The organism is Cytobacillus sp. Bva_UNVM-123 (genome assembly GCF_046351715.2).
Taxonomy (GTDB): Bacteria; Bacillota; Bacilli; order Bacillales; family Cytobacillaceae; genus Cytobacillus.
This window is the reverse complement of sequence record NZ_CM177772.1, coordinates 5,012,036-5,024,969: the sequence shown is the minus strand read 5'-3', so window position 1 is coordinate 5,024,969 and position 12,934 is coordinate 5,012,036. Positions and strand designations below refer to the sequence as shown.

The window sequence follows — 12,934 nt, the reverse complement described above, 5'->3', positions numbered from 1 at the left end:
AATTCATAACAAAAGAAGAGCCTTAGGGTTTCCATTTTACCTAAGGCTTAAATTAATGATGTTATTTTTTTACTGCTTCTACTAGTAAATCAACAATATGAACTGCTCGCATTTTGTTAGTTAATCCTTCGCGCTCGATTCCAAGTTTCATTTGCAAAAGGCAGCCAGGGTTGGCTGTTACTATTGTTTTTGCTAATGTTTCTTTCACATGGACCATTTTCGAATCTAATATTTTCATCGACATTTCTGATTCTACAATATTATAAATGCCAGCCGAACCACAGCAGCTGTCTGCTTGCTTCATCTCGATATAGGTCGTACCCTGTATTGCTTTCAAAAGGGTGCGCGGCTCTGACTCTGTCTTCATGACATTTCGCAAATGGCATGAATCTTGATATGTAATAATTTGTTCAGGTAATGATAAATCTAGCTTATGAAATTCTAATTCTACTAAAATAGCGGAAATATCTTTTAGTTTTTTCACGAAAGAAGCAGCCCGTTCAGCCCACTCAGGTTCATTTTTTAGTAAATATCCATAATCAATGAGAAAGGCACCACAGCCACCAGCATTTGAAATGATATAATCAATTTCAGCTTCTTCGAATGCTGTAATATTTTTCTTCGCAAGCTCCTTTGCAGCGTGTTTCTCGCCGCTATGGGCATGCAATGCCCCGCAACAGCTTTGTGCTTTCGGAATGATGATTTCACAGCCTGCAAGTTGTAGCAACTTTATTGTCGCATCGTTTGTTTTCATGAACATCGTATCCATTAAACAGCCTGAGAAAAAGGCAACCCTTTTCTTTTTTGCACCGATAGGTTCAAGATGCTGTGGGCGGTGCTTCATTTCTTTGCGGGTTGGGACTTGAGGAAGTACTTTTTCCATTGTTGCTAAATTGTCTGGGAAGAGCTTCATCATTCCGCTTTTTTGCACAAGCTTCTGCATGCCTGAACGCTGGTAAACACTTAATATACTTGTTAGGGAGCGCATGCGATTTTGGTAGGGAAACAAGCTTTTAAAAACGGTATTTCTTACTAACTTTGCTGATAATGAATGCTTTTTGTTTTGGTTTATAATGTCTCTCGCTTCTTCAAGGAGATGGCCATAATTGACTCCAGAAGGACAAACCGGTTCACAAGCGCGACATCCAAGGCACATATTGAGAGAGCGTTCAACATCCTCGTCTGGCTCAATTATCCCGTCCACGACCGCTTTCATTAAGGCAATTCGGCCTCGAGGGGAATGGGATTCCTGAAAGCCTGACTCAATATACGTTGGGCAGGTAGGTAAACAAAACCCACAGCGCATACAATTTAGAAGCTCATCTTCATCCATTCTTGCCTTAAATTCCTTTTGAATTTGTTGCTGTTCATTCTTACTAATCATTTTGTAACCACCACACGCTTCCGCGAATCTTTAGCAAACATTTTTCCAGGATTCATAATATTGTTAGGGTCTAAGCTTGATTTAATCGCTTGCATCGCAGCGATCCCGGCATGACCGAGCTTCATTTCTAAGTATGGGGCCTTCATGACACCAACTCCGTGCTCACCAGTAATCGTTCCACCTAGTTCAATCGCTTTAGCAAAAATTTCTTCAAACGCTTTTTCAACCCGTTCAATCTCTTCCTTATTTCGTGAATCTGTTAAGCATGTCGGGTGCAGGTTTCCATCGCCTGCATGGCCAAATGTACAAATCCAGAGATTGTATTTTTCAGCAATATCATTGATCGCCTTGACCATGTTAGCGATTTCGGAACGTGGCACTGTCGCATCTTCTAAGATGGTCGTTGGACGCAAACGAGCTAGGGCAGAGAGTGCGGCGCGACGTGCGGTTCGCAGTGCCTCGGCTTCCTCTGCTGTTTTGGCTGCTTCAACTGAAACAGCATGTTCTGACTTGCAAATTTCGCTAATGAGTTCTATATCTCTTTCAACGATATGAGCTGGACCATCCTGTTCGATTAGGAGAATCGCCTTTGCATCGGTTGGAAGTCCGATTTTTGCGAATGCCTCTACCGCCTCAAGAGTAGGCTGATCAAGGAATTCGAGTGTTGTCGGGATGATTTTATGCGCAATAATTTTCGAAACAGTTCTAGCAGCTGCTTCAAGGTCTGAATAAAGGGCTAACAGTGCTTTTTTCGTTTCTGGCATTGGAATGAGCTTTAATGTTGCTTCAGTTATAATTCCAAGCGTACCTTCTGAACCAACAAATAAACGTGTTAAATCATAGCCGGCAACATCCTTCGCAAGCTTTCCGCCAGTACGGATAATTTCCCCATTTGCAAGAACGACTTCAAGTGCCATAACGTAATCCCGTGTGACACCATATTTTAAGCCCCGCAGCCCTCCTGAATTTTCATTAATATTGCCGCCTAATGTTGAGATTTTCATTGAGCTTGGGTCAGGTGGATAAAATAATCCTTTTGCTTCAACAGCTTTCGTAAGATCGAGCGTAATGACACCAGGTTGTATGGTGACTGTTAGATTTTCTTCATCGATTTCCAAAATTTGATTTAGATGCTTGAAGAGGAGGACGATTCCACCTTCAGTTGGACATGTTCCTGCACATAGATTTGTCCCTGAACCACGAGGGACGATCGGGATTTGATGTTCATTACAAATGGTGACAATTTTTGAAATCTCCGTTTTATTCCGAGGGGAAATGACCGCATCTGGCATCGACTGAAATTGCGGAGTGGCATCAAAGGAGTAAACGAGTCGTCCTGCCTTTGAATCATCGAAATTCTCAAAGCCAACAATATCGATGAATTTTTGCTTTGCTTCAATTGAAATCATGCTGAAAGCCTCCTAACAAACCAATTTGAAATATAAATCGATACTTTCCGAACAAAGTAGAAATCTGATTAGTGCCGTTTTTACCATTATCATAGCAGAATTCAGATTATTATGAAATGTCATCACAATAAAAAAGCTGTCTCTGAGTCAAAATTGACAGATGAGACAACCTTTTCATTTTAAGCTACGGTTTAAGAAGGCCTTTGTCCGCTCCAATTTCGGGTTTGTAAATAAGCTATCTGGATGACCAGATTCCACGATTTCGCCATTGTCCATAAAGAGGACTTTATTCGCCACTTCTTTTGCAAAGCCCATTTCATGTGTCACGACAATCATTGTCATATGCTCTTCAGCTAGATTTTTCATGACTTGCAAAACCTCACCTGTTAATTCCGGATCGAGGGCTGAAGTCGGCTCATCGAAAAGAAGGATTTCAGGATTCATCATTAGTGCTCGTGCGATAGCAACCCTTTGTTTTTGACCACCGGAGAGATTTCCGGGGTAAGCAGTAGCATGATTGCTAAGTCCGATTTTTTCTAATAGTTCCATACTTTTTTGCCGAAGAACGGTTGAAGCCTCTTTTTTGATCATTTTCGGTGCCATTTCCAAGTTTTCTATCACAGTTAAATGAGGAAATAGATTAAAATGCTGAAAAACCATCCCCATTTTTGCCGTAATCCGCTTAATTTCCTGCGGTTTTGAGTAGATTCCATCCTTCACAAGATCATCTCCACATATAGAGATGCTACCTGCATCAATTTTCTCAAGATGAATGAGACTGCGGAGCATCGTACTTTTCCCAGAGCCAGAGGGACCGATAACGGCAATGACATCCTTTTTGTTAATCTCAAAAGAAATTTGCTTTAGAACTTCTAGTTTCCCATATGATTTTTTGAGGTTGTTTACTTCGATAATGGCCATTATGATAGATTCTCCTTATTCAAATTTATATCGTCGCTCAAGCCATTTAAATAACATCGTTAATAGAAGGGTAATCATTAAATAAATGATTCCTGCCCAGAAAAATGGCACAATCGTAAAATCACGGTTCACCGCTGTTTGTGCAAAGTGCAATAATTCTGGTACAGCAACTGCATAAAGTAGTGCAGTATCCTTTACTAATGTTATAGACTCGTTAGATACGGCAGGTAGGGCGATGCGAAACATTTGCGGCAGTATAATTCGTGAAGTTGTTTGCCATTTATTTAAGCCCAGAACTTGAGAAGCTTCATATTGTCCTTTATCTATAGCGAGAAGACCTCCACGGAAAATTTCTGCAAAATAAGCAGCATAATTTAGAATAAAGCCTAAGCAGGCAGCAACAAACCGATCTAACACTAAATATTCCCCGACAATCGGAAGCATGGGGAGACCGAAGCAAATAAATAGCAGCTGTAATAATAGTGGGGTGCCGCGCATAACATAAATATAAATTTGTGCAAGCCATGAGATAGGTTTGATCTTGCTTTTCACCGCTAATGTTAATAAGAAGCCTAACGGGATTGAGGCGATAATAGCAATCAAAAATAATAGGATGGTCATTTGGGCCCCTTCTAACATTGGCCGAATCATCGTATTAAAATAGTCTGACATAATATGAATTCCTCCAAAAGCAAAGGAGCTGTCTCAAGAGATAGCCCCCTTATGATTAAATACGAAATCAAAGATTACTTTAGTACTTTATTTTCACCAAACCATTTTTCTGAGATTTCTGCTGCTGTTCCGTCTTCATACATCTCATCTAATGCTTTTTGCAGCTTCTCTAGTAATTCTTCATTTCCTTTTTTTACACCAATTCCATATTCCTCTGGGGCGAGTGACTCATCAAGGAGCTTAAATGTACCTTCTTCTTTAGACATATAGTAATCAATGACAACTTCATCAATGACAACGGCGTCCACACGACCAGCTTTTAGATCACTTAATGCAAGAACATTATCTTTATATTCGGATACACTTTTGACGTTAGATTTAATTGGACTTTTATCTAATGCCTCTGCTGCAGATGAGCGTGCTTGAAGGCCGATGACTTTTCCAGCTAAATCATCCAGTTTCGTTAAATCTGATTTTGCAAGAGTAACAACAACTTGAGCGTTTTCTAAATATGGCTTTGTAAAAAGCACTTTTCCTTTTCGTTCGTCTGTAATTGTGTAACCATTCCAAATAAGGTCAATGCGTCCACTGGTTAGTTCAGATTCTTTTGCTGACCAATCAATCACTTGAAATTTAGCTTTCATGCCCATTTTTTCAGCAGCTGCTTTCGCATAATCAATATCAAAACCTATAATTTCATTTTTTTCATTTCGAAAGCCAAGAGGAGCAAATTGATCGTCGATTCCGATGATTAATGTATTTCCTTGTGCTCCTCCAGATTTTGAGGAGCAGCCTGTTAAAATGGAGAAAGCTACTGTAAGAGCTAGAATTATAGTTGTTAAACGTTTCATATTGAAATATACCACCTTTAATATAATCCTTTAGTACGTTACCATATTATCATAATAACAAGATAACGTATTTTTTGTAAATAGCAATTTAAGGATCGTGAACTAGAAGAAATAGAATCATACAAACTATCAGAGAAGAGGGAGGAAGGATTTTATATTTTGTCCAATGAAAAAAAGCTAGAATGATATATAATTAAAATATTATGAATATTTAAATATATTAAGGGGGGCTTTTTATGCAAAGACAAAAACTCTTAATTAATGGAGAAAGATTGAAGAATGAGCTAGAAAGATTTGCAGACTTTGGACGGACGGAAAACAATGGTGTTACAAGATTATCGTTATCGAAGGAAGACATTTTAGTAAGAGATTATTTTCGCACTTGTTGTGAAGATTTGGGGATGACGGTTAAGGTTGATGATATGGGGTGTATGTATGCAACATTAGCAGGGATAGAAAATTCACCACCGATTTTGATAGGCTCCCATTTAGATTCGGTTAAAAAAGGCGGTCGCTTTGATGGTGTATTAGGTGTTGTTGCTGGTTTAGAAGTTGTTCGTACACTCGTTGATAATGGGATAAAGCCAAAAATACCGATCACGATCGTTAACTATACAAATGAAGAAGGGGCAAGATTTGAGCCTTCAATGATGGCTTCTGGTGTCCTCTCAGGGAGATTCGAAAAAGCCGCAATGCTGCAAAAAGCTGATGCAGAAGGAATTACCTTTGAGCAAGCATTACAATCAAGTGGATATGCTGGGGATCGAGAGAACCGACTGAGAGAGGGAAAAGCTTTCTTAGAATTGCATATTGAACAAGGACCAATTCTAGAGAAAGAGGGAATAACAATAGGGATTGTTGAATGTGTCGTTGGAATGGTTTGCTATGAAATTGAAGTAACAGGTGAGTCTGATCATGCAGGCACAACACCAATGGATATGCGAAAGGATGCTCTTTTTGCGGTCAATAATGTACTGACGGAAATTCGCAGTAAATTGGGTTCACTTGATAGTGAGTTAGTTTTTACAACGGGGAGATTAAATATTTACCCGAATATTCATACGGTCATTCCGAATAAGGCTATTTTCTCTCTTGAAGCAAGACACAAAAATCCTGAGATCATAAGCAAAGTTGAAGGAGTAATCTGTGAGCTCCCGAACCTATCATTAAATGAGGGCTGTGAAATAAAAATAAAAAAGCTGTGGGATCGAAATACAGTTTGGTTTGATGAGGAAATTTGTCAGGCACTCGAGCAGTCTGCGCAGTCGCTTGAATATTCGTATAAACGAATGGTTAGCGGTGCAGGCCATGATGCACAATTTATCGCGAGTTTCGTTCCTACTGCGATGTTATTTGTCCCAAGTATAAACGGAAAAAGCCATAGTGAAATTGAATTAACTTCATGGGAGGATTGTGAGAAAGGTGTAAATGTCCTTTTGGATGCAGTGCTGAACATATTAGCTAAATAAGTATTTATGAAGAAAATAGTTAGTAGCTAAGGCTCGCCGAAAGAATTTGGCGAATGCCTTAGCTTTTTTTTGCTAAAATGGACATATGTATGTATTTACATTTATTTTTTTAAACATCAATATTTCCTTTAAAAAAGCGGTTCAATTAAAAGTGATAAAAATTCAAAAATGTAAATATAGGAGAGGTTTAATTTGAAAAATAGTCAACAGATGAAATTACGGGAAAGAGGAATCACGATTGGTCAACTCCCAGTAGGGAAGAAAAATTGTATAACAGATGTCGATGGTGTTAGAGTCGGTCATGTGACACTTGATTATTCTTTTGAGGATCATGAAGGAGACTATGCTTGTACAGGTGTAACGGCAATTTTGCCACATAGCGGGAATCTTTTTAAAGAAAAAGTAACAGCTGCAAGCTATGTGTTAAATGGTTTTGGCAAAACAACAGGGCTTGTCCAAGTAAATGAATTAGGTATCATCGAATCACCGATTATGCTCACAAACACATTCGGAGTCCCCGCAGTTGCAGAAGGAACTTTACGCTATATGCTTGCGGAAAACGCTGAAATTGGCGATACGACAGGAACGATTAATTTAGTTGTCGGGGAGTGCAATGATAGTAATTTGAACTCAATTCGAAGATTGCCAGTTGAACCGAAGCATGCGATAGAGGCAATAAAAAATGCTTCCTATCAAACCGCTGCTGAAGGAGCTGTTGGGGCAGGAAAGGGAATGGTTTGCTTCGGATATAAAGGTGGGATTGGATCCTCGTCAAGAATAATAAAAACAGAAGATAGTAATCATACATATACAGTTGGCTGTTTAGTATTAAGTAATTTTGGTGGGAAAGATGAATTTCAACATTGGAAATATGCAGCCCATAAAAAAGGACAGGCCCCCTCTTTATCAAAAACGACAGATGGTTCCATCATCATTGTCTTAGCAACAGATGCCCCTCTTAGCAGCAGACAGTTACAAAGAGTAGCGAAGCGGTGCGGAATTGGACTTGGCAGAACGGGAAGTCATTTTAGCCATGGGAGCGGGGATATTGTTATCGCCTTTTCAACAGCTCATAAAATTCCTCACTATACAGAGGATAATGTTGAGGTCAGAACACAGCTGAGGGAGGATCATCCACTAATGAATCAATTGTTTACTGCTGCTGCTGAAGCTGCTGAAGAGGCCATATTAAACTCATTATCACAAGCGATCACAACAGAAGGTAGGAATGGACAAATTGTACATGCCTTTCCTTTTTGCTAGATAAATATCTACTGTATTTTCCTAAAATAGTAAGTGTTCACTAAATGTCAACTAGTTTATCTCCCTCCTATGTGATTGTGTTATATAATACAATATAGTTGTGTTGTGGTTGATATAACAGAGCGATCTACGTGTGATAAGCATAAACCAAGGATGAAGATCATTGAATTATATGCAAATATATCGAGAAAAACGAAGTTCGGCAGAGGAGGCTGTAGCCTTGTCGCGGTTAATGCAACTGTTGAAGTAGACTTTCTAGGGCAAGGCAATTCAGAAATGATTGGTGACACATATTGGTCTTCAACTGGTGGACAAGCTGACTTTCAATTAGCTTCCCATTTAACAGAAGGAGGAAGAGGTGTACTTTGTCTCCATTCAACGACTAAGGGCGATACTATTTCAAAAATCGTACCGAAGCTAAACGCCGGAATGCCAGTTACGACTTCCAAAAATGATATTGATTATGTCGTAACAGAATATGGCATTGCTCAATTACGAGGAAAAACAATTCGCGAGCGAACGAAAGAGCTTATTCGCATTTTCCACCCGAAATTTAGAGAAGAGCTAACTTTTGAGGCGAAAAAGATGGGGTACATGATATGATGATGTTTTTAAAGGGATATGCTAGGGAGTACTAAGAGAGAACATTGAATAATGATGAAATGAAAATCCCTTTTATCCATTGCATCGTATTTTTTGACTAGTATTAGTCTTGGTAGAACTCTTTGAAACCACTGTTGCATTAGTTTTCACGTATCAGTGGTCTCATTGACTTGTTTTGAGACCACTGACGCACTGGTCTTCACTTAGCAGTAGTCTCATTGGCAAGCTTTGTGACCACCGACATACTTATTTTCACCTAGTAGCGGTCACATTGAACAGTTCTAAGACACTGAAGTGTTAATTTGTCTTTGCTAATGCCGTTTCATCGGCAATGATAGTGACATATGGCTCATCATTCAAGATTGAAGCAGGGGAGTCTTCAGTCATTTCGTTTTTGTAAAGAATTCCTTAATGACTTTTCTAAGACTTTATTTTAAACTGACAATTCGCAAATTCTGCTCTTGTAAATATTCGATAACGCGTGGCAAAACATCTACCACAGCTTGAGATTCATGTAGAAGGATGATCGATCCAGGCGTATCAGAGTTAAGAATATGCTGAAAGATTGAATCTGGATCTTGGCTTTTCCAATCCTCTGGGTCATTATTCCATAGGACAAGTTTATTATTATTTAAATTAGCTAGCTCTACGGTTGTGTCATTAAATGCCCCATATGGTGGTCTGAATAAGTTTACATTTTCAAAGGTGTCTGCTGCTTCTATTAATTGTTCTGCGGATAATATTTCGTATTTTTGCTTTTCAAGGTCTAATGTTGTTAACTGCTTGTGGGTCATCGAATGATTGCCAATGGAATAGCCATTTGTTTTAGCATACTGTACTGCTTCTCGATTGTTTTTAACATTTATACCAATATAGAAGAAAGTGCCGCCTACTTGATACTTCTTTAGAATATCGATAATCTCTTTTGAATATTTAGAAGGACCGTCGTCGAAAGTGAGAGCGACTGCATCTTTCGGAATACTATATGAGATCGTCTCGTTTAGTTCGATAAAAGGTGGAAGGGTTGTTGTCTCAAAAGAAGAATCAGGTTCTACGTCACTAAGAATCTTCTTTTTCTCTATTGACTTATTCCTTTTTTTGTCGACACTTTCAGCATTTACAACTACTTTTTCACTTTGTTCGCTCTTGTTTAAATAAGACAAATCCGAAAATCTAAAACCAAATAAAATCATAATAGCAAAACTAAGTAAGGCGAATTTCCCCCAAGAAATGCGGAAAATGTTTTTTCTGGTTTTCATTTCTTCAAACGCTATCGTATGTTTCGCCTCAGTTTGAGGTTCATCCGTTATTTCAGAATGAACTGTCACGAATGGGAGGGCGGGTATTTCATCAATATGTTTTAGCTTTTTAATAGCATCTAATAGATGAATATATTCTTCTGAGCATGAAAAATGAATTCGCTCACTTTGATCAAGATATGTTTTGGTTATATAACTTACATAGTGCTTTTCTTTTGAGTCCCAGAAATGATGGAGTGAGAGTCGGTACTTGTCCTTTTCTTTAAAGGAAGTAGAAGCCAATAAATGAGAGGCTGTATGATGATCAATCTCCAAAAGGATTTCCATCATTCCATTAAATGATATTCTAGTACGTAAATAGGACTTATTCGCTTTTTTTTCAATCGCTAGTAGTTCAAGAAGCTTGCTATGATACGTTGACATGTTTATTCCCTTTTCTTTATGTAGTTAGTAAAGAAGATACTTATTTCTCCCCAGATAAAGAATTGTTAGCTGCTGTTTTAGGTGCAAAAGAGAAAGACATCCGTTCTGCAAAATCATTAACCGTATTCATCAATTCAGTCTTTTCGTTGACAACTCTTGCATATTGATCTGCATATTGATGATTTTCGATTTCAAGCTCTCGAATTCGCTCCTCCAACTCTTTTATTTTCAACATATTTTGATGATGAGTATGAATATATTCCTCATTCAGCTTATTATATTTCGTAATCTCGATTTCTAGTTTATTCGAAATTTTATCAAAATCATTTTTAGCATTATATTGATAATCCTTATAATCTTCTAGAAGTTGATCATAGTTCATCTGTTTATTCGTCAGATTGCTTTCTAGCGTGTTTATTTCTAGGCTTTTATCTTGTAAAAGCTGCTCTTTTTTGGCAATATCATATTTTAGTCGGCTAATCGTTTCATTTGAAGAATCAAGTTGTTCTTTCAGCCCTTTATTTTTGAATTGAATAAGCTGTCTGTCGTTTAACATATTTTCTAAAGATAGAATCAAATCTAGCGCAACTTTGTCTTGATTGTCTTTTGAAAATAACTGTTTATTATTCAATGGAGCAGCTGACTCGTATTCTTCAATACTATTAGGCTGCTCATCTATAAATTCTGTCGTTTCCAAATCTTCATTGTTCATTTGTTCAACTTGACTTCGAGTTGATAGAACCCCCTTTAACCAACCCTTGGACTTTTGATTCGTATCCTTCGTCATAGCTTCATCCCCTGCCGTTTTTTATTCATGCTAAAATGCTGAGACAATTTCGTTCTAACGGAAAGCAAATTTATTCAACTATAAGCATAAAGATATGTGGACGAATTGCTTATTCAGTATTTTTTTAATAATTCTGTGATCTTTATACTATAATTGTAGGATTATGTAGAAATTTGTCAATCTAAAACTGATAATAGACCTATTAGTAGTAAATATGGAATGAGTAAAAGGGATTAATTTTCCTAAATAGATGAAATAATTATGACAAATTAATGAATTAATTTTAATTTTTAGTTTTATTATTTAAACGTTAATTGACGTTGGTTCGCTCCCTTATAGGTAAAAAAATGAATGATAGTAGATTTAAAAGTTTGTTAACAAAACCATCTTAACTTTTTCCTGAAAACGACAAAATAATAGTTATTATGTCATGGTAAATAAGGTGTTGGGAGACATTGTAAGTAAAATATTACAACAATAAGTTAACTAGGTATTGGGATCATCAGTTTCAGTCTTTTACAAATAACAAAATTAAGTAATAAACGGAGCAGTTATAGAAGTGCTAGTCACTTCTATAACTGCTCCGTTTATTTGTTAAAATAGCTTAATTCTTTGATTATCCCATAGTATTAACAATTAATCCGATATGGGTGAAATAGTTCATGACACCGAATAAAACAAAGATAATACCTGAAAGTGTCCAGCAGAATTTGATTGCTTTTACTACATTTACATTTGGTGTTTCTTTTAACATGAATGGGAATAGAATAGCGCCGATTCCTGTAATAGCTATTAATAAGGACATGAAAGTTGCTTCAATCATTGGATAATCTGCAAACATTCCAGAAATCGGTTCTTCTGGTGGTGCTGCAAAAAGTTGGAATCCAATACCTGCGAATGCAATGGAAATAAGGGCAAGACCCATAGCTGCTGCAAAATATGATAATGGTTTTACTAAATATGGAAGTTCCTTTCTTAATTGACTAGAAACTACTTTCGTATCATTCATGTCAATGCCTTGTTTCATGTATAGGTTTGATTTTCTCCATAATAAAAGTGCTGCAGCAAGCAACATGACTCCGAAAGCAAGTGTTGGCTCCCCAAAAATAATGTCGTCAAATGGAAATCCTATTTTAGATAGAGGCCAGGTAAGTGTCATGTGCCCACCGGTTAAAGTTAAAATAAATCCAGGGATGGCAAATCCGACGGCCCACCCTTCTAATTGTCCTATCTTTTCTTTTGCTAAATGTGATCCAAATCGAATCAATAGCAACAAACCAATCCCTGTCGCAACAGACATGATGGTGTTGTAGACCTGTGTTACAGACCAATCAATAACCATAATTATTCCCTCCTTAGTATTATTCTTAAATAATATATCATATTAATTATCCTCATATAGTTAATTTTGCTCATACTTCTTATGTTAATAGTGAAAATGATAAAATCAGTATTAGTATATGGAATTTATTAAGAATATAATATTTATTGTAATTAATGGTAATATTTTAATTGAAAACATATAAAACCCTGTTTTTCCTTATATTGGGTGAAGGGAATTATTATATTTTTCCAATAAAAGTTCTAATAATGAAATCTGATTTATTATTTTAGAATAATAAAAGAAGAATGAAGGGTTGGATAAGTGTTGCCATTGCAGATATTTCATCTTATGAAAATGGACATACGATTACAACTGATGCAGATTGGTCAGCGTACTAACAGCCTGAGTATAAAAAGCCAAAAAAGAATAAATGAAAAGATTGCGAAAAGGCAAACCTATTGGTAAAGCCTTTCTTTATTGGCGGCCCCAAGTTTTTCCAATGTAATATCATTATAATTTGATTTTTTACTGAGAAAGCAAATCATTTTCATTATTAATTGGAAAGGTAT

11 protein-coding genes are annotated in these 12,934 nt (G+C 37.1%); 3 read left to right on the top strand and 8 right to left on the bottom strand.

Annotation, left to right across the window (positions count from 1 at the left end):
- Positions 1–61: 61 nt before the first annotated feature.
- The 5 genes from KDN24_RS25495 to KDN24_RS25475 all read right to left on the bottom strand — a co-directional run bounded on the left by KDN24_RS25495 (position 62) and on the right by KDN24_RS25475 (position 5,237).
- Positions 62–1,384, bottom strand: a complete 1,323-nt coding sequence (locus KDN24_RS25495; protein WP_409971161.1) for a (Fe-S)-binding protein — start codon at positions 1,382–1,384, stop codon at positions 62–64.
- On the bottom strand, positions 1,381–2,793 hold the full coding sequence (gene glcD / locus KDN24_RS25490; RefSeq protein WP_409971160.1) for a glycolate oxidase subunit GlcD: 1,413 nt from the start codon (positions 2,791–2,793) through the stop codon (positions 1,381–1,383). The genes KDN24_RS25495 and glcD overlap by 4 nt, the downstream gene beginning before the upstream one ends.
- Positions 2,794–2,967: 174 nt before the next feature.
- Positions 2,968–3,714 (bottom strand): amino acid ABC transporter ATP-binding protein, encoded by a 747-nt coding sequence (locus tag KDN24_RS25485; RefSeq protein ID WP_409971159.1) that lies wholly within the window; start codon positions 3,712–3,714, stop codon positions 2,968–2,970.
- A 15-nt stretch (positions 3,715–3,729) separates the two neighbouring features.
- Complete coding sequence (locus tag KDN24_RS25480; RefSeq protein WP_409971158.1) at positions 3,730–4,386, bottom strand: amino acid ABC transporter permease; 657 nt, start codon at positions 4,384–4,386, stop codon at positions 3,730–3,732.
- A 74-nt stretch (positions 4,387–4,460) separates the two neighbouring features.
- Positions 4,461–5,237 (bottom strand): amino acid ABC transporter substrate-binding protein, encoded by a 777-nt coding sequence (locus KDN24_RS25475; protein WP_409971157.1) that lies wholly within the window; start codon positions 5,235–5,237, stop codon positions 4,461–4,463.
- Positions 5,238–5,473: 236 nt separating this feature from the next.
- On the opposite strand from KDN24_RS25475, the gene KDN24_RS25470 reads away from it, so the two are divergent.
- The 3 genes from KDN24_RS25470 to KDN24_RS25460 all read left to right on the top strand — a co-directional run bounded on the left by KDN24_RS25470 (position 5,474) and on the right by KDN24_RS25460 (position 8,572).
- Entirely contained in the window at positions 5,474–6,706 is a 1,233-nt protein-coding gene (locus tag KDN24_RS25470; protein WP_409971156.1) for a Zn-dependent hydrolase, read from the top strand.
- A gap of 210 nt (positions 6,707–6,916) precedes the next feature.
- A complete protein-coding gene (locus KDN24_RS25465) occupies positions 6,917–7,969 on the top strand; it encodes a P1 family peptidase (protein ID WP_409971229.1) in 1,053 nt (350 codons plus the stop codon).
- Between the two features lie 153 nt (positions 7,970–8,122).
- Positions 8,123–8,572 carry an acetyl-CoA hydrolase/transferase C-terminal domain-containing protein gene (locus tag KDN24_RS25460; protein ID WP_409971155.1) on the top strand — a complete coding sequence of 150 codons (450 nt, stop codon included), beginning with the start codon at positions 8,123–8,125 and terminating at the stop codon, positions 8,570–8,572.
- 428 nt (positions 8,573–9,000) lie between these two features.
- Here KDN24_RS25460 and KDN24_RS25455 read toward each other — a convergent pair whose 3' ends face one another.
- The 3 genes from KDN24_RS25455 to KDN24_RS25445 form a co-directional block, all read right to left on the bottom strand.
- Complete coding sequence (locus tag KDN24_RS25455) at positions 9,001–10,254, bottom strand: polysaccharide deacetylase family protein (RefSeq protein ID WP_409971154.1); 1,254 nt, start codon at positions 10,252–10,254, stop codon at positions 9,001–9,003.
- 40 nt (positions 10,255–10,294) lie between these two features.
- On the bottom strand, positions 10,295–11,041 hold the full coding sequence (locus KDN24_RS25450; RefSeq protein ID WP_409971153.1) for a hypothetical protein: 747 nt from the start codon (positions 11,039–11,041) through the stop codon (positions 10,295–10,297).
- A 616-nt stretch (positions 11,042–11,657) separates the two neighbouring features.
- Positions 11,658–12,383, bottom strand: a complete 726-nt coding sequence (locus KDN24_RS25445) for a DUF981 family protein (RefSeq protein WP_409971152.1) — start codon at positions 12,381–12,383, stop codon at positions 11,658–11,660.
- Positions 12,384–12,934 lie beyond the last annotated feature (551 nt).

Bases quoted from the DNA above. Each gene is read 5' to 3' on its own strand.
- KDN24_RS25495 (WP_409971161.1), bottom strand. From the start codon at position 1,384: ATGATTAGTAAGAATGAACAGCAACAAATTCAAAAGGAATTTAAGGCA.
- glcD (WP_409971160.1), bottom strand. From the start codon at position 2,793: ATGATTTCAATTGAAGCAAAGCAAAAATTCATCGATATTGTTGGCTTT.
- KDN24_RS25485 (WP_409971159.1), bottom strand. From the start codon at position 3,714: ATGGCCATTATCGAAGTAAACAACCTCAAAAAATCATATGGGAAACTA.
- KDN24_RS25480 (WP_409971158.1), bottom strand. From the start codon at position 4,386: ATGTCAGACTATTTTAATACGATGATTCGGCCAATGTTAGAAGGGGCC.
- KDN24_RS25475 (WP_409971157.1), bottom strand. From the start codon at position 5,237: ATGAAACGTTTAACAACTATAATTCTAGCTCTTACAGTAGCTTTCTCC.
- KDN24_RS25470 (WP_409971156.1), top strand. From the start codon at position 5,474: ATGCAAAGACAAAAACTCTTAATTAATGGAGAAAGATTGAAGAATGAG.
- KDN24_RS25465 (WP_409971229.1), top strand. From the start codon at position 6,917: ATGAAATTACGGGAAAGAGGAATCACGATTGGTCAACTCCCAGTAGGG.
- KDN24_RS25460 (WP_409971155.1), top strand. From the start codon at position 8,123: ATGAAGATCATTGAATTATATGCAAATATATCGAGAAAAACGAAGTTC.
- KDN24_RS25455 (WP_409971154.1), bottom strand. From the start codon at position 10,254: ATGTCAACGTATCATAGCAAGCTTCTTGAACTACTAGCGATTGAAAAA.
- KDN24_RS25450 (WP_409971153.1), bottom strand. From the start codon at position 11,041: ATGACGAAGGATACGAATCAAAAGTCCAAGGGTTGGTTAAAGGGGGTT.
- KDN24_RS25445 (WP_409971152.1), bottom strand. From the start codon at position 12,383: ATGGTTATTGATTGGTCTGTAACACAGGTCTACAACACCATCATGTCT.